The 23,073-nt window shown below is 62.4% G+C and carries 19 protein-coding genes and 2 pseudogenes; 10 read left to right on the forward strand and 11 right to left on the reverse strand.

Annotated features, from left to right (window positions below; genetic code table 11):
- Positions 1–387: 387 nt before the first annotated feature.
- The 3 genes from kynU to ACZYHG_RS22595 all read right to left on the reverse strand — a co-directional run bounded on the left by kynU (position 388) and on the right by ACZYHG_RS22595 (position 4,175).
- Positions 388–1,635, reverse strand: coding sequence for a kynureninase (kynU, locus tag ACZYHG_RS22585; RefSeq protein WP_464610447.1), 1,248 nt, complete (start codon positions 1,633–1,635; stop codon positions 388–390).
- An 81-nt stretch (positions 1,636–1,716) separates the two neighbouring features.
- The gene (gene kynA, locus ACZYHG_RS22590) at positions 1,717–2,553 is read right to left on the reverse strand and encodes a tryptophan 2,3-dioxygenase (protein ID WP_464610448.1); all 837 of its coding nucleotides are present in this window, start codon (positions 2,551–2,553) and stop codon (positions 1,717–1,719) included.
- The gene (locus tag ACZYHG_RS22595; protein ID WP_464610449.1) at positions 2,550–4,175 is read right to left on the reverse strand and encodes an AMP-binding protein; all 1,626 of its coding nucleotides are present in this window, start codon (positions 4,173–4,175) and stop codon (positions 2,550–2,552) included. The genes kynA and ACZYHG_RS22595 overlap by 4 nt, the downstream gene beginning before the upstream one ends.
- Between ACZYHG_RS22595 and ACZYHG_RS22600 the strand changes: the two genes are divergently transcribed.
- The gene (locus ACZYHG_RS22600) at positions 4,174–4,398 is read left to right on the forward strand and encodes a hypothetical protein (protein WP_464610450.1); all 225 of its coding nucleotides are present in this window, start codon (positions 4,174–4,176) and stop codon (positions 4,396–4,398) included. The genes ACZYHG_RS22595 and ACZYHG_RS22600 overlap by 2 nt on opposite strands.
- Before the next feature lie 84 nt (positions 4,399–4,482).
- Positions 4,483–5,313, forward strand: coding sequence for an alpha/beta hydrolase (locus ACZYHG_RS22605; RefSeq protein ID WP_464610451.1), 831 nt, complete (start codon positions 4,483–4,485; stop codon positions 5,311–5,313).
- Between the two features lie 47 nt (positions 5,314–5,360).
- Here the strand turns inward: ACZYHG_RS22605 and ACZYHG_RS22610 are convergent, their stop codons facing one another.
- The 5 genes and pseudogenes from ACZYHG_RS22610 to ACZYHG_RS22630 all read right to left on the reverse strand — a co-directional run bounded on the left by ACZYHG_RS22610 (position 5,361) and on the right by ACZYHG_RS22630 (position 10,765).
- A complete protein-coding gene (locus tag ACZYHG_RS22610; protein WP_464610452.1) occupies positions 5,361–6,566 on the reverse strand; it encodes a molybdopterin molybdotransferase MoeA in 1,206 nt (401 codons plus the stop codon).
- The gene (moaC, locus tag ACZYHG_RS22615; protein WP_464610453.1) at positions 6,566–7,048 is read right to left on the reverse strand and encodes a cyclic pyranopterin monophosphate synthase MoaC; all 483 of its coding nucleotides are present in this window, start codon (positions 7,046–7,048) and stop codon (positions 6,566–6,568) included. Before moaC ends, ACZYHG_RS22610 begins: the two co-directional genes overlap by 1 nt.
- A gap of 2 nt (positions 7,049–7,050) precedes the next feature.
- A complete protein-coding gene (gene trpC / locus ACZYHG_RS22620) occupies positions 7,051–7,863 on the reverse strand; it encodes an indole-3-glycerol phosphate synthase TrpC (RefSeq protein ID WP_464610454.1) in 813 nt (270 codons plus the stop codon).
- A 3-nt stretch (positions 7,864–7,866) separates the two neighbouring features.
- A pseudogene (gene trpD / locus ACZYHG_RS22625) lies at positions 7,867–8,876 on the reverse strand (anthranilate phosphoribosyltransferase).
- Entirely contained in the window at positions 8,873–10,765 is a 1,893-nt protein-coding gene (locus ACZYHG_RS22630; protein ID WP_464610455.1) for a peptidylprolyl isomerase, read from the reverse strand. The pseudogene trpD and the gene ACZYHG_RS22630 overlap by 4 nt, the downstream one beginning before the upstream one ends.
- Positions 10,766–10,909: 144 nt before the next feature.
- Here ACZYHG_RS22630 and tpiA point away from each other — a divergent pair, with 144 nt between their 5' ends.
- The 5 genes from tpiA (at position 10,910) to ACZYHG_RS22655 (ending at position 15,999) form a co-directional block, all read left to right on the forward strand.
- Complete coding sequence (gene tpiA, locus ACZYHG_RS22635) at positions 10,910–11,680, forward strand: triose-phosphate isomerase (RefSeq protein ID WP_464610456.1); 771 nt, start codon at positions 10,910–10,912, stop codon at positions 11,678–11,680.
- 167 nt (positions 11,681–11,847) lie between these two features.
- Positions 11,848–12,324, forward strand: a complete 477-nt coding sequence (secG, locus tag ACZYHG_RS22640; RefSeq protein WP_464610457.1) for a preprotein translocase subunit SecG — start codon at positions 11,848–11,850, stop codon at positions 12,322–12,324.
- 212 nt (positions 12,325–12,536) lie between these two features.
- Entirely contained in the window at positions 12,537–13,664 is a 1,128-nt protein-coding gene (locus ACZYHG_RS22645) for a L,D-transpeptidase (protein WP_464610458.1), read from the forward strand.
- Positions 13,665–13,803: 139 nt separating this feature from the next.
- The gene (locus ACZYHG_RS22650; RefSeq protein ID WP_464610459.1) at positions 13,804–15,441 is read left to right on the forward strand and encodes a CTP synthase; all 1,638 of its coding nucleotides are present in this window, start codon (positions 13,804–13,806) and stop codon (positions 15,439–15,441) included.
- 18 nt (positions 15,442–15,459) lie between these two features.
- Positions 15,460–15,999 carry a DUF1697 domain-containing protein gene (locus tag ACZYHG_RS22655; protein ID WP_464610460.1) on the forward strand — a complete coding sequence of 180 codons (540 nt, stop codon included), beginning with the start codon at positions 15,460–15,462 and terminating at the stop codon, positions 15,997–15,999.
- Between the two features lie 101 nt (positions 16,000–16,100).
- Here the strand turns inward: ACZYHG_RS22655 and ACZYHG_RS22660 are convergent, their stop codons facing one another.
- The 3 genes and pseudogenes from ACZYHG_RS22660 to ACZYHG_RS22670 all read right to left on the reverse strand — a co-directional run.
- Positions 16,101–17,558, reverse strand: a complete 1,458-nt coding sequence (locus tag ACZYHG_RS22660) for an NCS1 family nucleobase:cation symporter-1 (protein WP_464610461.1) — start codon at positions 17,556–17,558, stop codon at positions 16,101–16,103.
- 207 nt (positions 17,559–17,765) lie between these two features.
- On the reverse strand, positions 17,766–18,338 hold the full coding sequence (locus ACZYHG_RS22665) for a LysR substrate-binding domain-containing protein (protein WP_464610462.1): 573 nt from the start codon (positions 18,336–18,338) through the stop codon (positions 17,766–17,768).
- A 197-nt stretch (positions 18,339–18,535) separates the two neighbouring features.
- Positions 18,536–18,667: pseudogene (locus tag ACZYHG_RS22670) on the reverse strand (LysR family transcriptional regulator); the annotation flags it as partial.
- 264 nt (positions 18,668–18,931) lie between these two features.
- On the opposite strand from ACZYHG_RS22670, the gene ACZYHG_RS22675 reads away from it, so the two are divergent.
- The 3 genes from ACZYHG_RS22675 to ACZYHG_RS22685 are packed head-to-tail and all read left to right on the forward strand — an operon-like array spanning position 18,932 to position 23,068.
- Entirely contained in the window at positions 18,932–20,446 is a 1,515-nt protein-coding gene (locus tag ACZYHG_RS22675) for a leucyl aminopeptidase (protein WP_464610463.1), read from the forward strand.
- 37 nt (positions 20,447–20,483) lie between these two features.
- On the forward strand, positions 20,484–21,389 hold the full coding sequence (locus ACZYHG_RS22680) for a proline iminopeptidase-family hydrolase (protein WP_464610464.1): 906 nt from the start codon (positions 20,484–20,486) through the stop codon (positions 21,387–21,389).
- 17 nt (positions 21,390–21,406) lie between these two features.
- Positions 21,407–23,068 (forward strand): ABC transporter substrate-binding protein, encoded by a 1,662-nt coding sequence (locus ACZYHG_RS22685; RefSeq protein WP_464610465.1) that lies wholly within the window; start codon positions 21,407–21,409, stop codon positions 23,066–23,068.
- The last annotated feature ends 5 nt before the right edge of the window (positions 23,069–23,073 follow it).

A 23,073-nucleotide genomic window follows, 5' to 3' on the forward strand; every position in this document is an offset into this window, starting at 1 on the left:
AACAAACACTATCTGTTCCAGTTGTGTTCTGCAACCGTTTAAAGTTTAGTGAATTTGTTAAGGCGTCTGAAATTATTTGGCATACGGCTGCGGCAACGACCGACGCGTCAACTCTGTCGCCGCATGTTGGCAACCATTGAAATCGTTTTGGTTAATGGCTTGTGGCCTATCCGGCGGCTTGGCTTGGCATCAGTCGGCCACAGAGTTCCATGCCAAGCATTTCCAGTTTTGAGAGCGCTCGTTTGCCGTGAACGAAACGAAGCCAAAACGCCAACCTCGGGCTTGTTCACGACCACTAGCTCCTCGACCAAGAGGCGATCCATTTGTGAGCTGGAAATTCGCTGCTCGTTATACCGCCGGTGACAGCCGATCGCTGAGATCGTCGCTTCAGGTGACGGACTCCTTGACAGCGAAACGCGGGGCCTTCCAGGCACCGGTGTGCAAAATCTCTTGTAGGACCTCAACCGCCAGCCACACATCCTTGTAGGCGACGTAGAGCGGCGTAAACCCGAAGCGGATGGTGGACGGCGCGCGAAAGTCACCGATCACACCGCGCTCGATCAAGGCACGCATGACCTGATAGCCGTGATCGTGAAGGAACGACACTTGGCTGCCACGCTTGGTCCGGTCGCGGATGGTTTCCAGCGTGAGACCATAGGCCCCGCACTTTGCTTCGACGAGTTGGATGAACAGTTCGGTCAGCGCGACGCTCTTCTTTCGCAACGCAGCCATGTCGACATCGTCCCAGATGGCGAGCGCACCCTTGAGCGCCCGCATCGACAGGACGGGCTGCGTGCCGCAGAGAAAGCGGCGAATGCCGGTTCCTGCGACGTAACCGCGTTCAAACGCAAAGGGGCGGGCATGCCCCCACCAGCCGCTGAGTGGTTGGCTGATGTCGCCGTGATGACGTTGCGCGGCGTAGATGAAGGCCGGCGCGCCCGGACCGCCGTTGAGATATTTATACGTGCAGCCGATGGCGAAATCGGCATTCGCATGGTCGAGTTCGACGGGTAGAGCGCCTGCCGTGTGGCATAAATCCCATATGATCAGCGCTCCGGCTGCATGAGCCTTGCGCGTCAGCGCCGCCATGTCGCGCAATTCACCCGATTTGTAGTTGACGTGATTGACCAGCACCACAGCTACGCTTTCGTCGATCAGCTCTTCGATGGTCGGCGCGTCGACGCCAGCGAGCCGCAGTACGATGCCCTCTCGGGTCGAGGCGACCCCTTCGGCGATGTACAGGTCGGTGGGAAAACTGTCGCCCTCGGCGACGATAACCGGTCGGCCTGGCCGCATGTTCAGCGCCGCATGCAGCACCTTGTAGATGTTGATCGACGTCGTGTCGCAGACCACGGTCTGGCCGGCGGCGGCTCCTATCAGGCGTCCAAGTTGATCGCCGAGTTCCAGAGGCATCTCGAACCATCCGGCTGTGTTCCAGGCTCGGATGAGATCCTGGGCCCATTCCTGGGTTGCCGCTTTCTGCAGTTCACCGAACACGGCGGAGGAGGCCGGCCCGAGCGAATTGCCGTCGAGATAGATCACCCCATCGGGCAGAATGAAACGATCGCGCATCGCACGCAGCGGATCGGCGGCATCCATTGCTTCGATTGCAGCGAGATCAGGAACTCCACTCATGGTCAGTCATTCCTTGGTTGTTTGCGACGGGTCCCGGCCACGACGACGTTCGCCCAGTGCGGCTGTTCTCTATCGATTATGTCAAAGCCGGGTGCGGACCGTCCACAGTTCCGGAAACAGCACGACCTCGAGCATTTTCTTCAGGTACGACGCGCCTGATGTGCCGCCGGTGCCACGCTTCAGGCCGATGATGCGTTCGACCGTGGTGACGTGGTTGAAGCGCCAGCGACGGAAATAGTCCTCGAAATCGACCAGCTTCTCGGCCAGTTCATAAAACATCCAATAGCGCTGCGGATCGCGGTAAACGGTCTGCCAGGCGACCATCACCGCCTCATTCTCGGTGCGGGTTTCGCGCCAGTCCGTGCGCTTGGCGTCGACGCCGATGTCGAACCCGTTGCGCGCCAGAAGCAGCAGCGCTTCGTCGTAGAGCGATGGCTCGGCCAGGATCGACTCCAGCTTCTGGCTCAGGTCCGGCCGGTGCTTGTGGGGTCCGAGCATCGCTAGGTTGCGGTTGCCGGCCATGAATTCGATGGCGCGATACTGCCATGACTGGAAGCCGGAGGATTGGCCGAGCGCGTCGCGGAATTCGGTGTATTCGCTGGGAGTCATCGTCCGCAGCACGTCCCAAGCATTGTTCAGCTGCTCGAAAATGCGGGCGACGCGCGACAGCATCTTGAAGCTCGGCTCGAGCCGATCGGCGCGGATGGAGCGAATCGCGGCACCGATCTCGTGCAAAGCGAGCTTCATCCAGAGTTCGGAGGTCTGGTGCTGGATGATGAACAGCATTTCGTCATGCGCCGAAGACAGCGGCGTCTGCGCCTCCAGCACTTTTTCCAGATGCAGATAGTCGCTGTAGGACATGCGCTCCTGGAACGACATCTGCGCGCCTTCGGACGCCGGATCGTAGGGCTCGCTCAATTGATTTTCTCCGTGCGCAGCCGGAAGCGCTGAATCTTGCCGGTCTGGGTCTTGGGCAGGGCGGCGATGAATTTGACCGAGCGCGGATATTTGTAGGGCGCAATCGTTGCCTTGACGTGGTCCTGCAGGCGCTTGATGGTCAGCGCGTCGGGCGAAACGCCTTGCACCAGCACGATGTGTGCCTCGACAATCTCCCCACGTTCGGCATCCTTGGCACCGATGACAGCGCATTCGGCAACATCGGGATGCGACAGGAGTGCTGCCTCGACTTCGGGGCCGGCAATGTTGTAGCCGGCGCTGACGATCATGTCGTCGGAACGCGCGGCGAAGTGGAAAAAGCCGTCCTCGTCCTGGGTAAACGTGTCGCCGGTGAGGTTCCAGCCGTCGCGCACATACTCCTTCTGCCTGTCGTCGGCCATGTAGCGGCAGCCGGTCGGGCCGCGTACCGCCAGCCGTCCTGTCTCGCCACGCGGCACCTCGCGCATCGCATCGTCGACGATGCGCGCCTCGTAGCCGCCGACCGGTTTGCCGGTGGAAGCAGGCTTCATGTCGTCAAAGCGGTTGGAGATGAAGATGTGCAGCATTTCGGTGGCGCCGATGCCGTCGAGGATCGGCTTGCCAGTCTTCTCAGTCCACTCTTCAAAGACAGGACCCGGCAATGTTTCGCCCGCCGAAACGGCAACGCGCAGCGATGACAAATCAGCGCCTTCGTCCATGGCCTTCAGCATGGCGCGATAGGCGGTCGGTGCGGTGAAGGAGATGGTCGCTTTGTAGGTCTCGATGATCTGGATCATGTTGGGCGGCGTCGCCTGCTCCAGCAGCGTTGCCGCGGCACCGAAGCGCAGCGGAAAGATGGCGAGCCCGCCAAGGCCGAAGGTGAAGGCGAGCGGCGGCGAGCCGACGAAGATGTCGTCTGGCGTCACCTGGAGGATCTCGCGGGCGTAGGCGTCGGCGATGATCAGAAGGTCACGGTGGAAATGCATCGTCGCCTTCGGCACGCCCGTTGTGCCCGAGGTGAAGCCGAGCAGGGCGACATCGTCGCGGCCGGTGTTGACGGCGGTGAAGGTGACCGATTTGTCGAGGGCGGCGCGGTCGAGCTCGGCATCATGGTTGGCGGTGCCGTCGAAGCCGATGACCTGCTTGAGGAACGCGCTGTCCTTGGCACAGGCGGTCATCTCGTCCATCAGCCTGGTGTCGCAAAGCGCAATGCTGATCTCCGCCTTGTCGACGATCTTGGTGAGTTCGCCGGCGCGCAGCATCGGCATGGTGTTGACGACCACGGCGCCGACCTTGGTGGCGGCCAGCCAGCAGGCGACCATTGCGGGGTTGTTGGCGGAGCGGATCAGCACCCGGTTGCCCGGCTTGACGCCGTAATTCTCGACCAGCGCATGGGCCAGCCTGTTCGTCCAGTCGGACAATTCCTTGTAGGTGCGGCGGCGGCCATTGCCGATCAGCGCGGTGTGGTCGCCGAGCCCCTTCTCGACCAGCCTGTCGGTCAGTTCGACGCCGGCATTGAGGCGTTCGGGATAGTCGAAGCCGTCGAGCAGGATATCAGGCCATTGATCCGGCGGCGGCAGATGATCGCGCGTGAACGTGTCGATATGCGCTGAAGGCCCAAGCATGTCGCCGCCATCCCATCTGCTGCCTGGGCAGTGCGCGAAGCATCTGTCCGAGGCGGTGGATCTGAAGTTCCCATCTTTCGCGAGAGGCTTCGTGCAGCCAGTGTTCGACGACGCCACCGACAAAAAAGGTGGCGATCCGCAGTTTTGGACAGCACAGCTGACCTCCCATTGTCGGCTGTTCGTCAGGCAGGATCGCACCAGTCGAAATTTGTTTCAAGCCTAAAATGTTTTTGCCTGGAGCGTTGAGGCATGGCATGGTGACGGCCATTGCCGGTGCTGAAACGGATGCGCTTTGGGGAGGGTGCCGATGCCTGGACATCGCATTGCCGATTGGAACAATGCCTACGCCAATGGCGCGAATATCGCCGGCAGCAACCGTTGGCCGGCCGCGTGGGCGGAACCGGCGCAAGCCTTCCGTGACGCACTGTCGGCGCAGGGCCGGGCGCGCATCGACATCGCCTATGGCGACCGGCCGCGCAATCGGTTCGATCTTTTCTTGCCCGATGCCGCGCCCAAGGGGCTCGTCGTGTTCATCCATGGCGGTTACTGGCTGGAGTCCGACAAGAGCGACTGGTCGCACCTCGCCAAGGGCGCGGTCGGCAACGGCTTTGCCGTGGCAATGCCGTCCTACACGCTGTGCCCGGACATACGCATCGCCGGTATTGTCCGCGAAATCGGCGCGGTGATCGGCACGGCGGCGGCGATGGTCGGGGGGCCGCTGATGCTGACAGGACACTCAGCCGGCGGACATCTCGCCAGTCGGATGGTCACCATGACCACACCTCTGGCGGCCGATGTGGCAAGGCGCATACGCCACGTCGTCTCGATTTCAGGCCTGCATGACCTGCGGCCACTTATGTTCATCGGGCATAATGCGGCGCTGGCAATCGATGAGGCCGAAGCCCTTGCGGAAAGCCCGGCGCTGCTGCGGCCCCTGGCAGGTACCCGCATCACCTGCTGGGCGGGAGGCGGTGAGCGTTCCGAGTTCCTGCGCCAGAATGCGTTGCTGGCCAACATCTGGACCGGCCTTGGCGCCACCACCAGTGCGATCGTCGAACCCGACCGGCATCATTACGACATTGTGGACGGGCTTGCCGATCCGGCACATGCGCTGACGCGGACCTTGATCTCGGAATAGAAGAGATCATTTTCCGTAATTCTATCAGTTGGTTGTCTAGCGCTACTTTAGCGCAACATCAGGACCTTGCAAGGGTCTCCGGTCGCGGATGCGGAGGCAAACGGTGCCCGCACGATCAACCCGTTGGCGTCGGCTAGCATCCGCAGCATCGAGGAATCCTGGATGCTGAACGGCGTCGCCACCAGCCCACCATCGTCTTCCCTGACCACCGCCCGCACATAATCCTGGCGCAGATCATTGGCCGGCATTGCAGCGCCCAGCAGTGCCGGACGGATGTCCTGGCGATGATTGCGGCCGCCGAGCCTTGCCAGGAGCGGCTTCATGAACAATTGCGAGCAGACCAGGCTGGCCACCGGGTTACCGGGCAGGCCGATGCACCTGATATCGCCGAGGCGGCCGAACATCAGCGGCTTGCCGGGGCGCATGGCGATCTTCCAGAAGCCGAGCGTCATGCCTTCGCCGGTCAGCACGTCGTGGATGAGATCGTGGTCGCCGACCGAGGCGCCGCCAAGCGTGACGATGACATCCGCACCGGCCGCGACCGCTTTCCTGACCAGTGCGGCGATGGCGTCCTTGCGGTCGGCGGCGATGCCGAGATCGAGTGCGCGAGCGCCGACCGATTGCGCGGCAGCGGCGACGCCATAAGCGTTGGACGAGATGATCTGGTCCGGCCCGAGCTCGCTGCCCGGCGGCAGCAACTCGTCGCCGGTGGCGATGATGGCGACCAGCGGCCGCCTGACCACGGTGACCGCGGGATGGTTGGCCGATGCCGCCAATGAAAGCGCCGCCGGGTCGAGCAAGCGGCCTTTCTCCAGCAAGACGTCGCCTTTGGAAAAGTCGAGACCGATGCGGCGGATGTTGCGCCACTCCGCCGTCGGTTCGGTCACTTCGATATGGCCGTCGCCGAGATCCCGGACGTTTTCCTGGATGACGATGGTGTCGGCGCCTTCAGGCAGCGGTGCGCCGGTGAAGATGCGCACCGCCTGGAGCTCGCCGACAACGCCGTCAAAGCCACGCCCGGCTGGAGCCATGCCGATCACCGAAAGTCGCGACGGCGCCGACGCGACATCGGCTGCGCGGGTGGCATAGCCGTCCATGGCCGAAGCATTGAAGGGCGGCTGGGTGCGCAGCGCCACGACAGGCTCCGCCAATACGCGATCGACCGCCTCGAAGAGAGAAACGCTTTCACCGGCCAGAGGTGCTGCACCGTCCAGCAGGCGTTCGAGTGCTTCCGCGACCGGAACCAGCGCCATCAGGCACCAGCCTTGTAGTCGCCCGACTTGCCGCCGGTCTTTTCGACCAGCCGGATGCCGGAGATGACCATGGCGCGGTCCACCGCCTTGGCCATGTCGTAAATGGTCAGGCAGGCGACCGACGCTGCGGTCAGCGCTTCCATCTCGACGCCGGTCTTGCCGGTGACGCGCGCCAACGCGGTGACCTTAAGGCCCGGCAGCGAATGATCAGGCTCGATGTCGACGGAAACCTTGGTCAGGAGCAGCGGATGGCAGAGCGGGATCAGCTCATGCGCCTTCTTCGCCGCCATGATGCCGGCGATGCGCGCGGTGCCGAGCACATCACCCTTCTTGGCGTTGCCGGCAAGAATGGTCTTCAGCGTCTCGGGCTGCATCGAAACGAAGCCCTCGGCGATCGCGGTTCGCGTCGTTTCTTCCTTGTCGCCGACATCGACCATGTTGGCCTCGCCCTGCGCGCCGAGATGGGTGAGGGCGGGCGACATCCTCAGACGGCCTCAGCCACGGCCTTGCCCGTCAAAAGCAGGCGCGTCGCCGCGGTGACGTCCTCTTGCCGCATCAGGCTCTCGCCGACAAGGAAGGTGACGATGCCGCTGTTCTGCATTCTGAGGCAGTCGTCATGCGTGAAAATACCGCTCTCGCTGACCAGCAGGCGGCCGCCCGGCACCATCGGTGCCAGCCGCTCCGAGGTTTTGAGGCTGGTTTCGAACGTTCTCAGATTGCGGTTGTTGATGCCGATCAGCTGCGACGAGAGTTTTACCGCGCGCAGCGTCTCGCCCTCGTCATGCACCTCGATCAGCGCATCCATGCCGAGTTCGAATGCGGTCGCTTCCAATTCGCTCGCCAAGGCGTCGTCGACGCTGGCCATGATGATCAGGATGGCATCAGCGCCCCAGGCGCGAGCCTCATAGACTTGGTAGGGATCGAATAGGAAATCCTTGCGCAGCGCGGGCAGGGTGACGGCTGCCCGTGCCTTGGTGAGGAATTCCGGGGCGCCTTGGAAGGACGGCGCATCGGTCAACACCGAAAGACAGGCGGCGCCGCCTGCCTCATAGGCTTGAGCCAATGCCGGCGGATCGAAGTCGGCCCGGATCAACCCTTTGGAGGGGCTAGCCTTCTTGATTTCGGCGATCAGGGCGAAGTTGCCCGACCTGCGTTTCGCCTCAAGTGCCGCGAGAAAGCCGCGTGGTGCATCGGCATCCTTGGCCCGCGCCTTGATCTCGGCCATCGGTATGCGTGCCTTGGCGGCAGCGATCTCGTCGCGCTTGTAGGCCTCGATCTTGCGCAGAATGTCAGACACGGTTCACCCGTTCGAAATTTCGACCAGATGGTCGAGCACATGCAGTGCACGGCCGCTGTCGATGGCCTGCGCGGCGAGTGCGATGCCGTCGCCAAGCGTCGTTGCCTTGCCCGCGATAACCAGCCCCGCGCCGGCATTCATCAGCACGGTGTCGCGATAGGCGCCGGCAGCGCCACCCAGCATATCGCGCAATGCCTTGGCATTGTAGGCGGCGTCACCGCCGCGCAGCTCGTCCTTGGTGTGACGCTTCAGCCCGACCTCTTCCGGGGTCAGCGTGAAGCTGCGGATTTCGCCGCCGATCAGTTCTGCCACCTGCGTCTCGCCGGTGGTGGTGATTTCGTCATAGCCGTCGCCATGAACGACCCAGGCATGCTCTGTGCCCAGCGCCTTCAATGTCTCAGCGATCGGCAGGATCCATTCCGGCAGGAATACACCAACCATCTGCCGCCTTACGCCCGCCGGATTGGAGAGCGGCCCGAGCAGGTTGAAAATGGTTCGGGTGCCGAGCTCGACGCGGGTCGGGCCGACATGCTTCATCGCCGGATGGTGCGCGGGGGCGAACATGAAGCCGAGACCGGTCTCCCGGATGCAGCCGCTGATCGTTTCCGGTGAGATATCAATCTTGAGCCCAAGGGCGATCAGGACGTCTGCGGCACCGGTCAGCGAGGACAGGCCGCGATTGCCGTGCTTGGCGACTGGAACGCCACTGCCGGCGATGACGAACGCCGATGCCGTCGAAATGTTGACGCTGTGGGAATTGTCGCCGCCGGTGCCGACGATATCGATCGCGCCGGCGGGCGCCTCGACGCGAAGCATCTTGGCCCGCATCGTGGCGACAGCGCCCGAAATCTCGCTCACCGTTTCACCGCGCACGCGCAGCGCCATCAGGAAGCCGCCGATCTGCCGGGGGTCGCATCGCCAGACATGATGATGTCGAAGGCCTCGCGCGCTTCCTCGAAGGAAAGCGCGGTGCCGCCCGCAACCTTGGCGATGTGGGTTTTCAGCGCGCTCATCGTGTCGAGGCTTGGGCAACTGCGGCCTGGTCGATGCGGACGTCGTACTGCGTCTGCAACTGCGCCACCAATTGGTCGAGCAAATCGTCCGACATGCCGGAAGTGAAGGATTTCTGCGCATCCTCCGGCACCGAACTGGCATCGGCCCCGGCGGGTTCGAAGACTTCGGCGACCTTGAACAGGATCTGTCCGTCGCCGGTGGGCGAGGGGATCAAGCCGGTGCCGCCTTCGCCGACGCCGAACATTACGGCAGCGCCCTCCTTGCCGAAATCGGCATCGTCGGCCTCGCGCTTCAGGCCGCGCTTGGTCTGTTTGTCCAGCTTGAGCTCGCCGGCGATGACGTCGAGCGTCGTGCCTGCCTTCAGCCGCTTTTCGAGTTCGCCCGCCTTGACGGCGAGCCGCTTGGTCGTCTCTGCCGCCGTCCAGTCGGCGACGACTTTCTGACGGACTTCATCCAGTGTCCGGTCGCGAGCCGCCGTGATCGAACCAACCTCATAGAAGACGAAACCATTGTCGGACGTGGTCAGCGCTTCGTTTTCGGTGTTGGGTTCGGCGTCAAACACGGCCTTGATCAAATCCGGCGATTCCGGCAGGTCCTTGACGATGGAGCCGTCCGGCCGGAGGCCACTGCGATCGATGGCGTCGATGGTGACGTCCTTCAGCTTCAGCTTGGCGGCAGCGGCTGCCAGTGAAGCGCCGGAGGCACGGGTGTCTTCGTAGCTGTCGTGCACATCCAAAAGGATGCGGCTTGCCTCGCCCAGCGCCAAGTCCTTCTTGATCTGGTCGGAGACCTCAGTGAGCGGCTTCACCACCGCGGGCTTGATCTCGGTGACGCGCAGCAGCACCGGGCCGAAGGAGCCCTGAACGACCTGGCTGACTTCGTTGGCGTTGAGCGCGAAGGCGGCATCGGCGACCGCCTTGTCAGCGATCTTGTCCCTGGCGAGTGTGCCAAGCAGCGTGTCGGCCGGGGTCTTGCCCTCGGCGGTCACCAGCTTTTCGAAAGTAGCGCCGGCCTTGAGCGAATCGAGCGCGGCCTTGGCCGCATCCGGCGTCTTGAAAACAAGTTGCTCGATGGTGCGCATTTCGGGCGTCGTGTAGCGCGCCTTGTTCTTGTTGTAGTCGTCGCTGACCTGTTGGTCGGTAACCGCGGTTGTATCCGCGATGTCCGCCGGCTCGAGGCGGACATAGGAGAATTTGCGGTATTCGGGCGCGGCGTAGGTTTTCTTGTTGGCCTCGAAATAGGCCGACAGAATGCTGTCGCTCGGTGCCTCGATCGGCTGGACGAGCGTCTTCGGCAATGCCAGATAGTCGATGGTGCGGTCCTCGCCCCGATAAAGCGCCACCGCCTTGAAGAATGTGTCCGGCGTCTTGAGGCCGTCGGAGACCGCCTCGACGATCTGCTGGCGCACCGCCACCTGGGCTCGGTTCTTCAGGTAGTCCTCAGGCCGCATGCCGACCTGGCGCAGCATGTATTCGAATGTTTTCCTGTCGAACTGGCCACTCGGGCCCTTGAACGCCGGATCCTCACGCGTCAGTTCGGCCAGCCGGTCCTTGGACAGGCCGAGGCCCAGCTTGCGCGCCTGTTCGTCGAGAACAGCACCGGAAACGAGCTGCGCCAGCACCGTGTTGTCGATGCCAAGTGCCTTTGCCTGTTCGTGAGTGAGGCGCTGACCGAACTGCTGCGACATGACGGCGAGCTGGCGATCATAGGCAAGGCGATATTCGTTGATCGATACCTTGGTGCCACCCGCTGATATCACCGAATCGTGGCCGGCAAAGCCGCCCATCAACTTCCCGGAGATGCCCCAGGCGGCAAAACTGACCACCAGCAGCGAAAGCAATGTCTTCGCGACCCAGGTACCCGCCGCGCTTCTCAATATACCAAGCATGGTTACTTCCGATTTATGCGCATTTTCGCATGCGCCGAGTTCTGAAACAAGCGCAATAGCGCCCTTCCGGCCTACTGTCGATTGCTTTGTGGCCTGATTTTGGTAGTGAGGGCCAGAGCCTGATATTGCCCGGAGAAGCAGACCATGACGCCAGGAATTCGCCCGCTTGTCGCCGGCAACTGGAAAATGAACGGCACCAGCGCCTCGCTCAACGAGCTCAGGATGATCGGCAACGGGTTCATGAGCGGGCTCGATGCGGAGACCGAAGCGCTGGTCTGCGTTCCGGCGACGCTGCTTTCCCATGCCGCGGAGATTCTGTCGCGAACGCCGGTCCACGCCGGCGGCGAGGACTGCCACACCAAGGAGAGCGGCGCCTACACCGGCTGCATATCGGCGGAGATGCTGAAGGACGCGGGCGCGAGCCATGTCATTGTCGGCCATTCCGAATGCCGCGAACAACGCGGCGAGGACGATGCGACGGTCCAGGCCAAGGCCACCGCCGCATGGCGCGCCGGGCTCGTAGCGATCATTTGCATCGGCGAGACGCAGCAGCAGCGCGAAGCGGGCGCTACGCTGGACGTGCTGTCGCGCCATGTCGCAGGCTCGGTGCCGCCAAGTGCCACGCCATCCAACACCGTCATTGCTTATGAGCCGGTATGGGCGATCGGCACCGGGTTGACGCCGACGGCAGCCGATGTGGCCGAAGCGCATGCGCATATCCGCGAACAGCTGTCGGAAAAACTCGGCGCCATCGCTGCCAAAATGCGCATTCTCTATGGCGGCTCGGTCAAGCCGTCCAACGCGGTGGAGCTGCTGGGCGTCAGGAATGTCGATGGCGCGCTGGTCGGCGGCGCCAGCCTGAAAGCGGCTGATTTCCTGGGTATCGCGGAAGCCTATCGCAGCATTGCAGGCTGAGATCCGCGATGCTGGACGGCTCTCATCCCGTCCAAATTCGTTGCAAAGAGTGCGTTGCTTCCCATATTCCGGCCACGGGCTTGGAAATGCCGTGAAAGCATTGTATTGAGCCGCCTCCAATTCACCGGTCGTGTCCGCGGCCGGGCAAGGCCTTGCCAGGATAAACTATGCAAACCGTACTGATCGTCATCCATCTCATGGTCGTGCTCGCCCTTGTCGGCGTGGTGCTGCTGCAACGCTCCGAAGGCGGCGGCCTTGGCATTGGTGGCGGATCGGGCTTCATGACGGCGCGTGGTGCGGCTAATGCACTGACGCGCGCAACGGCGATCCTGGCGGCCGCCTTCTTCGTGACATCGCTGACCTTGTCGGTCATCGCTCGCTACGGCGAGAAGCCGATCGACATTCTCGACCGCGTTCCCGCGACGTCGGACGGCGCCGGCAAGGGCGTGCTCAACCAATTGCCCGGCACCACCACCCCGGCACCGGCCGGCACCACCACGCCGACGCCGCCGTCCGGCAACGATGCCGCGGCGAAGACTCCGGCAACGGCTCCGGCCACCGCTCCCGCGGCCGGCTCGACACCTCCGGCAAGCAACGGCACGACCAACACCGCGCCGGCGGCCCCCCAGGTTCCGAACAAGTAACCTCACCATTTCCAAAGCCGCGATCTGTGATCGTTTGAACACAGTCGCGGCAAATGCTGCTCGATCACGAAGATTCGACGGGTAACAGCGCGGTCTCGCGCTTGAGGCACCCGCCCTTATTCGACTATAGATTGCACGCGGCATTTTCGGTGTCCTTGGGGGATGCCGGGCGACGCCGTGGGCAACAAGCATTGAACGATCGGATCTTCGCCATGCAGCTTCGCAGCTTCATTTTCCTGGGACTTTGCGCCGCATTCGGCCTGAATTCCCCGGCCTTCGCCGGAATGCCGGCAAACATGGCCGCGCAACAGTCGGTTTCGCTAGAAAAAACCGACGCCATCAACGTCGCAGTCAAGAGCGATGCGACGCAGTTGAAGCTTCTCAAGAGGAAGAAAAACCCGACACCGGACGATCTCGCCCAGATCAAGAAGATCGAAGCCAAGATCGTTGCCGACAAGGAAGACGCCAAGGCCAAGGCGCTTGAAGCCAGGAAGCTGGCGATGCGTGAAGCTGCCAAGGCCAAGGCCGAAGCGGACCGGCAGGCGTTCCTGGCCAGCAAGGGCCAGAAAGCACAGGCAACCGAAGTGGCCGACGCCAAGCCGGCCAAGAAGACCACCAAGGTCATCGCGCCGGTTGAACCGATTGCGCCAATCCAGTCGGCCGAGCCGATCCCGGCCGAGGCGATGAATGTCGCCTTGACCGGCAACAATGGCGAGCTGCGCAGCGAGGTCGTCGGCCAGAATCAGCCAAGCGGCGGCCTGTTCGCTGGCCTGTTCGGCGGCACGTCCTCATCTTCCTCGATTTCATATCTCCCCGAGACGCGTGCCCTCGACCAGGCTCTTGCCAAGAAAGACGCCAGGAAGCCGTTCAAGGTGAAGCCGGAATTCGTGCCGCAGGACGTGGAGTTCACCGGCTACGATGCCGGCACGATCGTCATCGACACCAGCGCCCGCCGCCTCTACCTCGTCGAATTGTCGACGACGGCCCGCCGCTATGCCATCGCGGTCGGCCGCGAAGGCTTGCAGTTCAAAGGCACTGTCGCCGTCGGCGACAAGCAGGAGTGGCCGCGCTGGATCCCGACGCTCGACATGCAAAAGCGCGAGCCCAGCCACTATGGCCGGTTCAAGGACGGCATGCCCGGTGGCGGCCAGAACCCGCTCGGCGCCCGCGCCATCTACCTCTATGACGGCAAGAAGGACACGCATCTGCGTATCCACGGCACCATCGCGCCGCAGTCGATCGGAACCAGCGCCTCCAATGGCTGCTTCCGCATGATGAACGAGCACGTCATGGATCTCTACAGCCGCGTCAGGGTCGGCACCAAAGTCGTTATCATCTGACGTTTCAATCATGCTGCCGAAAGGGCCGGCTCAGCCGGCCCTTTTGTTTTGACTTGCCCTCAGGGGCATCGCGCCTTCTTGGGAAAAAGCCTTCGCGGTGGTTTTTTCTCTGGCGGAATCAATCCGGCCGCGTTAAGCGATGACTCCCATGGCGCGATATGTATTCATCACAGGCGGCGTGGTTTCCTCACTTGGAAAAGGCATTGCCGCAGCGGCCCTTGGGGCTCTCCTGCAGGCGCGAGGCTATCGCGCACGCATCAAAAAACTCGATCCTTACCTCAACGTCGATCCCGGCACGATGTCGCCGTACCAGCATGGCGAGGTGTTCGTCACCGATGATGGTGCCGAAACCGATCTCGATCTTGGCCACTACGAGCGCTTCACCGGCCGCTCGGCCAATCAACAGGACAACATCACCACCGGCCGCATCTACAAGAACATCATCGAGCGCGAGCGGCGCGGCGACTATCTCGGCGCCACCGTGCAGGTCATTCCGCACGTCACCGACGAGATCAAGAATTTCGTCCTCAACGGCAATGACGACTATGATTTCGTGCTCTGCGAGATCGGCGGCACGGTTGGCGACATCGAGGCGATGCCGTTCCTCGAGGCTATCCGCCAGCTTGGCAATGATCTGCCGCGCAACAATGCCGTCTATGTGCATCTCACTTTGATGCCCTACATCCCGACGGCGGGTGAACTGAAAACCAAGCCGACCCAGCATTCCGTCAAGGAATTGCGTGGCATCGGCATCGCTCCCGACATCCTGCTGGTCCGCGCTGACCGGGCCATCCCCAAGGAAGAGCGCCGCAAACTGTCGCTGTTCTGCAATGTCCGGGAAAGCGCCGTCATCCAGGCGCTCGACGTGCCGCACATCTATGACGTGCCGATGGCCTACCACAAGGAAGGGCTTGATTCGGAAGTGCTGGCCGCCTTCGGCATCGATCCGGCGCCGAAGCCGCGCATGGAGCCCTGGCAAGCGGTGTCCAACCGCATCCACAATCCGGAAGGCGAGGTGACCATTGCCATCGTCGGCAAATACACCGGCCTCAAGGACGCCTATAAATCGCTGATCGAGGCGCTTTCGCATGGCGGGCTCGCCAACCACGTCAAGGTCAAGCTCGACTGGATCGAATTGGAAATCTTCGAAAAGGAAGATCCAACGCCATGGCTGGAAAAGGTGCATGGCATCCTGGTTCCCGGCGGCTTTGGCGAGCGTGGCTCCGAGGGCAAGATCCTGGCGGCAAAGTTCGCGCGTGAGCGCAAGGTGCCGTATTTCGGCATCTGCTTCGGCATGCAGATGGCTTGCATCGAGGCAGCGCGCTCGCTGGCCGGTGTCGAGCATGCGTCTTCGACCGAGTTCGGCCCAACCCAGGAGCCGGTCGTCGGCCTGATGACCGAATGGCTGAAAGGCAACATGCTGGAAAAGCGTCGGGAAACCGGCGATCTCGGCGGCACGATGCGGCTCGGTGCCTATCAGGCCGAACTCGCCAAGGGCTCCAAGATCGCCGACATCTACGGCGACACTCAGATTTCCGAACGCCACCGCCACCGCTACGAGGTCAATATCGACTACAAGGAGCGGCTTGAGCAGTGCGGTCTAGTGTTTGCCGGCATGTCGCCTGACGGCGTCCTCCCGGAAACGGTCGAATATCCCGACCATCCCTGGTTCATCGGAGTCCAGTACCATCCGGAACTGAAGAGCCGGCCGCTCGATCCGCATCCGCTGTTCGCCAGCTTCATCGAGGCGGCGGTTGAACAGTCGCGGCTGGTGTAAGGCGGCCGCGCTGCTACCATGCAGACCTATGTCGCGCTGCTCTACAGCATCATCCTTGGCGAAGGGCGCAGGCTGGTCATGGCCGATCTCAAGGCGATGGCCGAAAGCCTCGGACTGAAAAACCCGCGCACGCTGGTCGCAACCGGCAATCTGGTCTTCGAAGCGCTAGCGACCGACGTCGGCAAGCTGGAACGGCAGTTGGAAACAGCCTTCGAAAAGACGTTCGGCCGCCATGTCGTCATCGTCGTTCGCGGCGCCGAAGATTGGCTGAGGCTTGCCGCCGGCAATCCATTCCCGGTCGACTCAGCCGCAGCGGGCGACCAAGTGGCGGTGCGGGTGATGCGCAACCCTGCGCCCGCCGATGTCGTCGCCGGGCTCCAGGCCTATGCGGCCGAGGACGAAAAGGTGTTTTCAGTCGACGGCGACATCTGGGTCGTCTTTTCGCGCGAGAGGCCGAGTTCACGGCTGCTCGCGGCGATGAACCACAAGCGTCTCGGCATCGGCACCGCGCGCAACTGGAACACGGTCCGCAAGCTGGCCGAGATGGTTGGCGGATAGGCGGTAGGCAGTAGGCAGTAGGCAGTAGGCAGTAGGCAGTAGGCAGTAGGCAGTAGGGAAGCAGTCTGTATCCCTAGCCCCTACTGCCTACTCCCTCATCTTCAGGCCTTAGCAGTCTTTACACCAGCGCCCGCGGCAGCGGTGCGCAGCACGTAGTAGATGATGCCGGCGATGGCGACGCCGAAGAACCAGCCATAGACACCCCACCACTCGGGCAGCCAATTGGTGAAGTTGGGCAGGATCGATGAGAAGACCGCGCCGATGCCGGCGGCGATGAAGGCATTGACGTGCCAGCCGCCCTGGAAGCGGAACTCGCCGTCCTCGCGATACAGCGCCTCGACGTCGACCTCGCTTTTGCGGATCAGATAGTAGTCGACCATCATCACACCGAAGATCGGTCCCATCGTCGCGCCGATGATGTTGACGAAATGCGCGGCACCGCCTTCCCATGGTGCGAAGGGATAGAGCACCAGGGCGATGACGGCGGCGATGTAACCGCCCTTCTTGAAATCGATCTGCCTGGGAAAGACATTGGAGAAGTCGAAGGCCGGCGAGACGAAGTTGGCGACGACGTTGATGCCAAGGGTGGCAACCGCGAAGGTCAGGGCGGCCAGTGCGGCCAGGAACCAGCTGTCGAACTTGGCCGAGATCTGGTCGGGGTGTAGCAGCACTTCGTGGTAGACGTCATAGGCGGCAATGGTGGTGACGCCGGCGACCAGCGAAAACAAGATCAGGTTGACCGGCAGACCCCAGATGTTGCCTTTGCGCAGCGACGCCTGGTCGGGCGCATAGCGGGCGAAATCGCAGAAGTTGAGGTAGAGCGCCGAGAAGTAGGTCACCCAGATGGCGGCCACTGCAAACAGTGCCGTCCACGAGCCCGGCGTGCCCGGCACGCCGGCATCCTTGGTCTTTTCCAGGAGCACATCCATCGGGATGTCGCTGGTGAAGGCGAAGGTTCCGGATTTGACGCAGAGATAGACCGCCAGGATCAGCATCATCACCCAGACTGTCGGCCCCGCCCAGTCCTGGAAGCGGCGCACGGTCTCCATGCCGCGCTGGATGATCAGCAATTGCAGCGCCCAGATGACGACGAAGCAGATCACTTCCAGGCCGGAATGGCCGAGGAAATGAGTGTTGGCATTGAAATCGGCGAACCATTGCGAGCGGATCAGCAGCGCCACGATCGCACCAGAAGCTGCTGCCGTTTGCGCGCCGTACCAGAAGCAGGCGACGATGGCGCGCACCAGGGCCGGTATGTTGGCGCCCCAGATGCCGAAGGAGGCGCGGGCGAGCACGGGGTAGGGCACGCCGGTCTTCACGCCGGCATAGCCGACCATGTTCATCAGCGCATAGATGATCAGCGAACCGATGCCGATGGCGATGATGAAATTGACGAAGCCGCCGCAGAACAGAAACAGGCTGGCGGCGAGATAATAGCCCCACAGGCTGTGGACGTCCGACGTCCAGACGTTGAAGATCGAGAATGGCCCCCAGTTTCGAACCTTGGCCGGAGCCAGATCCTCGTTGTAGAGATCAGGCGATGCGCCTTGTATCGTCATTGCAATGTCCTCCCCTTGAGTGCCCGCGCGCCCTCACGCGCTGGCCCCGCAAGGTAAGCCTGACGCAGGGGAACCGACAAGCAATCCATTTGCTGGCTTTGGCCTTAAAGATATTCAATGCGAACCGCGATTATCGAGGCGCCGCAATGGTGGATCGCCGCTGAACCCACCGGTCAGGTGATTTGAATTCGGCAACCGTACTTCTGGCTATGCGATAGCCATCACCCGCTTGTGGTCCTCGACTTCGGACAACAGCCAATCCTGGAACAGGCCGGTGCCCGGCTTGTTGCCGATGCTGCGGCGCTGGTGCAGATAAATGCCGGCCGGGTAGGTGTGGCGCGCCTGAAATGGGGCGACAAGTTTGCCTTGCTGCAGAAAATCCTGCGCCATCATCGTGTCGGCAAGCGCAATTCCAGCGCCATTGATCGCCTCGCGCATGATCAGCGTGCAGTCATCCAGGGTCGTGCTGGATTTCGGCGTCGTGTCCAGAACACCTTCCTGTTCCAGCCAGCGCTTCCATCTCATGGTCTCGCATTCATGGATCAGGTGGTGATTGACCAGATCGGCGGGCGATCCCAGCGGCACCGGCCCTTCGAGTAGCGAGGGCGCACAGACCGGCGTTAGAACCAGCGGGATCAGCAGCGTCAAGGCCGGGCCGGCCTTGTAGACAAACTCGTCGACGATCGCCAAATCGAAGTTGGCGCGCTTGCCTGAGGTCGATATTCCAACTCCACCGCCGGATGCAGCCGACGAAAGTTCGGCAACCGGTCCGCCAGCCAAAGATTCAGAACCGCCGGGACGCAGAGTACCCTGACGCGCTGGGTCCTGCCGTGGCTCGGGCCATCGGAGAGACTGACATCGTCGGTAGCGCGCCAGATGGCTTCGAACGCTTCGGAGAGGCTGCGCGCATAATAGGAGCCCCGGATAGTCGGCGTTATCTGGCGAAAGCCGCGCTCGAACAGATCCTGGCCGAGATTTCTTTCGAGTGCACGGATGTGGCGGCTGATGGCAGAGGGCGTCAGGTGCAATTCTTCGGCTGCATCCTTGACGCTGCCAAGACGTGCCGCGGCCTCGAAAGCGCGCATGCCGTTGAGTGAGGGTAGGGCCATTGGCCGATCTTGAATTGTCAGTTGAGTTTTTGTCAATCGACATGGACAAAATTGGCGTTTGATCGCCTGCCCTGTTCGGGGCTACCCAAATGGCAGGAACAATTAAGTCGCCTTAAGAAAACGACTATTTGGGGAACTTCGGCACCATTCAACCAACGGCGGCGACCGGATTGACCGGTTCTTCCGATGGCAGGCGAAGCTTTGCGCATGCCGCAATCAGCCGCCTGGGCCGAAAGTTTCCCGAAAAGGGGAGAATGCCAGCCTATGCCTCAATCGCCAGTGCCGATCTTTGAAACGGCAGACGAGGTTTCCGCGGAAACCCCGGTCGTCGTGATCTTGCAAACTGCCCAGACAGGCTTGGGCCCCCGGGCAGCGGCGCTGGATGCTGAAATGAGCGGAATCCTGTCTCGTGCCTGCTCCGACCCGGCTGCCTTGGCCGAATCCGGCGCCTGTATCGATCTTATCGCTCCGCAATCGGTATCGGCCCGGCGCGTGATCGTGCTGGCCTTGGGCAAGGCGGAAGCCGTGACCAAACTCTCCCTGGCACGCGCCGGCGGTCTGCTTGCCGCGCATCTGGAGAGCAAGTGCGAATGTGCGGCCACCCTTGTCCTTGACCCGATCGCCGGCGTCGAGCTGCCGGGGGCGGAAATCCTGTCGCGCGTCGCGCTTGGCATGCGGCTGCGGCGTTATCGCTTCGACATGCGCAACCAACGGCAAGGGGCAGGGGCGGACAGAACCTTGCGGGTGCGGATGGTTGGAGCAGCTGGCCCAGAGCTGACCACGGCGCTGACACGGGTCAATGCCATCGCCGATGGCGTCGAGTATGCGCGCACCCTGGTCAACTTGCCGCCGAACCATCTCCACCCCGACAATTTCCACGATCATCTGGCGCCGCTGCGCGAAGCCGGAATCGATGTCGAGATACTCGACACGGCGCGGCTGAAGGAGCTCGGCATGAACGCGATCCTGGCCGTCGGCGCAGGCTCGGCACGGCCGCCGCGCGTGGCGGTGCTGCGCTATCGCGGCAAGGGCGCTCCTTCGCAACCGATGGCTTTCGTCGGCAAGGGCGTATGCTTCGATTCCGGTGGCCTCTGCATCAAGCGCGGCGAGCAGATGTTCGACATGAAGGCCGACATGGGCGGCGCGGCGGCTGTCGTCGGCCTGCTGATCGCGCTCGCCCGGCAAGGCAGCCCGGTGCATGCCGTCGGTGTTCTCGGCATTGCCGAGAACATGCCGTCCGGCACCGCGCTCAAGCCGCGCGACATCATCACGACGGCCTCGGGACAGACCGTGGAAGTGTTCGACACGGATGCGGAAGGGCGCCTGATCCTTGCCGACTGCCTCTATTACGCCGCCTCGCGCTTCAATCCCTCGGTGATCGTCGATCTGGCGACACTGACCTATTCAGTGATGCGTGGTCTGGGATCGGTCTTCGCCGGCCTGTTCAGCACCGACGACGCCATCGCGTCGCAGATGATTGCTGCAGGCGAAACGGCCGGTGAGCGGTTCTGGCAGCTGCCGCTCGACAAAGCCTATGACGAGGGGCTGCAATCGCCCTTCGCCGATATCCGCCACCACGCCAAGGATATGGAAGACGGCGACGCGCCTTACGCGGCGGCGTTCCTGCGCCATTTCACCGAGGATCGGCCCTGGGTGCATCTCGACATCGCCGGCAAGGAAATGGCTGACGCGGATCGGCCGCTCGGCCGCGAAGGCGCCACGGCTTTCGGCGTGCAGATGCTGGAAGAATGGGTGCGCTCCACGCGCACAACGAACTAGGCGATCAAGCATGTCTTCAGCCACGCGAGGAACCGAAATGTCGTCCGAGATCGCAAGCAAGGAGGGGCGGGCCAACTTCGGCAACTACGAGACCTGGTATCGAATCTCTGGCGACCTCGACGCCGGCAAGGCCCCGGTGGTTATCCTGCATGGCGGGCCGGGCGCCGCCCACAATTATGTCGATGCCTACAAGCTTCTTGCCCGACGAGGCCGCGCGGTCATCCACTATGACCAGTTGGGCTGCGGCAATTCCACCTTGCTGCCGCAGAAGGGCGCCGACTTCTGGACGCCCCGGCTTTTCATCGACGAGCTAGAAAACCTCGTCGATCATCTCGGCATCCGCAGAGGCTTCCATGTGCTCGGCCAGAGTTGGGGCGGCATGCTGGGCGCCGAATACGGCGTGACGCGGCCGGAAGGCCTGAAGTCGCTGACCATCGCCAACTCGCCGGCTTCGATGAAGCTATGGGTCGAAGAGGCGAACAGATTGCGCGCCGACCTGCCTGCGAATGTGCAGGAGACGCTGACCCGGCACGAACAGGCTGGCACGACGGACGATCCGGCGTACCAGGAAGCCACGATACGGTTCTACGAACGGCATGTCTGCCGGGTCGTGCCATTCCCGCCCGAGGTGACGGAGACCTTCGCCCAGATCGTGCGCAATCCGACGGTTTATAATGTGATGAATGGGCCGAACGAGTTCCATGTCATCGGAACCCTGATGAACTGGAGCATCATCGACCGGCTGCCGGCCATCGATGTTCCGACGCTGATCATTTCCGGACGCTACGACGAGGCGACGCCCGCGACCGTGCAGCCCTTCAAGGACGGCATCAAGGGATCGCACTGGGAGACATTCGAGCATTCCAGCCACATGCCGCATGTCGAAGAGCAAGATGCGTGCATGCGGGTGGTGGGCGACTTCCTGGACGACAACGACAACTGAGAAAAGGGGAACTAAACATGAAGAAACTGCTTTTGGCCGCATCAGCCGCGGCTTTACTGGCCGGCACATGGCTGGCCCCGGCACAGGCCGAATATCTTAGGGAGCACCGAGGCGGCACCATTCGCCTTCTGGCCCGCTCGGCGGCGGGAACGCTCGATCCGCACATCAACTACACCGATCAGGGCTGGCAGATGTACCAGCCGGTCTATGACGGCCTGGTGGCTTTCCGCAAGGCCGAGGGCAAGGATGGCTTCACCATCGTTCCCGATCTGGCCGAAGCGTTGCCGCAGGTCAGCAATGACGGCAAGACCTTCACCTTCAAGCTGCGCAAGGGCATCAAGTTCTCCAGCGGCCAGGAGCTTGGCGTAAAAGACGTCGTTGCCTCCTTCCAGCGCATCTTCAAGGTGTCCGGGCCGACCTCCGGCACCTTCTATGCCGGCATCGTCGGCGCCGACAAATGTCTGGCCGACACCAAAAGCTGCACGCTGGACGGCGGCGTTGTCGGCGACGAAGCGGCCAGCACCGTCACCATCAATCTCACCAAGCCTGACGCTGAGATCCTCTACAAGCTTGCGTTGCCGCACGCCGTGGTCCTGCCGGCCGACACGCCGGCGGAGGACATGGGTTCCAAGCCCATTCCCAGCACCGGTGCGTACATGATCTCCGCCTTCGATCCCAACAAGGGCATGACGGTATCGCGCAACCCGAACTTCAAGCAGTGGAGCGAGGAAGCGCAGCCGGACGGTTACCCGGATGTCGTACAATATGATTTCGGCCTGTCCGAGGAAGCAGCCGTCACCGCGATCCAGAACGGCGAGGCGGACTGGATGTTCGACGCGCTGCCGAGCGACCGCTTGGGCGAACTTGGCAGCAAGTCCATGGACCAGCTGCACATCTCGCCGCTTTCGGCGTGGTGGTACGCGCCGCTGAACAACCGTCTCGCGCCGTTCGATAATGAAAAGGCACGCCAGGCCGTTGCCTATGCGATCGACCGCAACACGCTGGTCAAGCTGTTCGGCGGCAAGGTGCTGGCCTCGCCGGTCTGCCAGGTTCTGCCGCCGGACTTCCCCGGCCACGAAGACTATTGCCCCTTCACCAAGAACCCAGGCGCCAAATGGTCGGCACCCGATCTGGACAAGGCAAAGCAGCTCGTCGAGGAATCCGGCACCAAGGGCCAGAAGGTGACCATCATCGTCGAGGATACAGCCATCTCGCGCTCGATTGGCGTCTATCTGCAGAGCGTGCTGACCACCATCGGCTATGTCGCCGACGTCAAGCCGATCTCGTCCAACCTGCAGTTCACCTACATCCAGAACACCAACAATAAGGTGCAGATGTCCGTCACCCAGTGGTACAAGGATTATCCGGCGGCTTCGGACTTCCTGAACATCCTGTTCAGCTGCGCTTCCTTCCGGGAAGGTTCGGACGCTTCGATCAACATCGCCGGCTTCTGCGACAAGGACATCGACGCCAAGATGCAGAAGGCGCTGGACCTCGGAGTGACCGACCAGAAGGCGGCCGACAAATTGTGGGCCGAAGTCGACAGGCAGGTCACGGACAAGGCACCGGCCGTCGGCCTCTTCACGCCGAAGCGGCTTGACTTCGTCAGCAAGCGCATCGGCAACTTCAAGTTCAACCCGCAGTTCAACTGGATTGTCACCCAGTCCTGGGTGCAGTAACGAAC

Source organism: Mesorhizobium subarcticum (assembly GCF_055456085.1).

Bases quoted from the DNA above. Each gene is read 5' to 3' on its own strand.
- kynU (WP_464610447.1), bottom strand. From the start codon at position 1,635: ATGAGTGGAGTTCCTGATCTCGCTGCAATCGAAGCAATGGATGCCGCC.
- ACZYHG_RS22600 (WP_464610450.1), top strand. From the start codon at position 4,174: ATGTCGCCGCCATCCCATCTGCTGCCTGGGCAGTGCGCGAAGCATCTG.
- ACZYHG_RS22595 (WP_464610449.1), bottom strand. From the start codon at position 4,175: ATGCTTGGGCCTTCAGCGCATATCGACACGTTCACGCGCGATCATCTG.
- ACZYHG_RS22605 (WP_464610451.1), top strand. From the start codon at position 4,483: ATGCCTGGACATCGCATTGCCGATTGGAACAATGCCTACGCCAATGGC.
- ACZYHG_RS22610 (WP_464610452.1), bottom strand. From the start codon at position 6,566: ATGGCGCTGGTTCCGGTCGCGGAAGCACTCGAACGCCTGCTGGACGGT.
- moaC (WP_464610453.1), bottom strand. From the start codon at position 7,048: ATGTCGCCCGCCCTCACCCATCTCGGCGCGCAGGGCGAGGCCAACATG.
- ACZYHG_RS22630 (WP_464610455.1), bottom strand. From the start codon at position 10,765: ATGCTTGGTATATTGAGAAGCGCGGCGGGTACCTGGGTCGCGAAGACA.
- tpiA (WP_464610456.1), top strand. From the start codon at position 10,910: ATGACGCCAGGAATTCGCCCGCTTGTCGCCGGCAACTGGAAAATGAAC.
- secG (WP_464610457.1), top strand. From the start codon at position 11,848: ATGCAAACCGTACTGATCGTCATCCATCTCATGGTCGTGCTCGCCCTT.
- ACZYHG_RS22645 (WP_464610458.1), top strand. From the start codon at position 12,537: ATGCAGCTTCGCAGCTTCATTTTCCTGGGACTTTGCGCCGCATTCGGC.
- ACZYHG_RS22650 (WP_464610459.1), top strand. From the start codon at position 13,804: ATGACTCCCATGGCGCGATATGTATTCATCACAGGCGGCGTGGTTTCC.
- ACZYHG_RS22655 (WP_464610460.1), top strand. From the start codon at position 15,460: ATGCAGACCTATGTCGCGCTGCTCTACAGCATCATCCTTGGCGAAGGG.
- ACZYHG_RS22660 (WP_464610461.1), bottom strand. From the start codon at position 17,558: ATGACGATACAAGGCGCATCGCCTGATCTCTACAACGAGGATCTGGCT.
- ACZYHG_RS22675 (WP_464610463.1), top strand. From the start codon at position 18,932: ATGCCTCAATCGCCAGTGCCGATCTTTGAAACGGCAGACGAGGTTTCC.
- ACZYHG_RS22680 (WP_464610464.1), top strand. From the start codon at position 20,484: ATGTCGTCCGAGATCGCAAGCAAGGAGGGGCGGGCCAACTTCGGCAAC.
- ACZYHG_RS22685 (WP_464610465.1), top strand. From the start codon at position 21,407: ATGAAGAAACTGCTTTTGGCCGCATCAGCCGCGGCTTTACTGGCCGGC.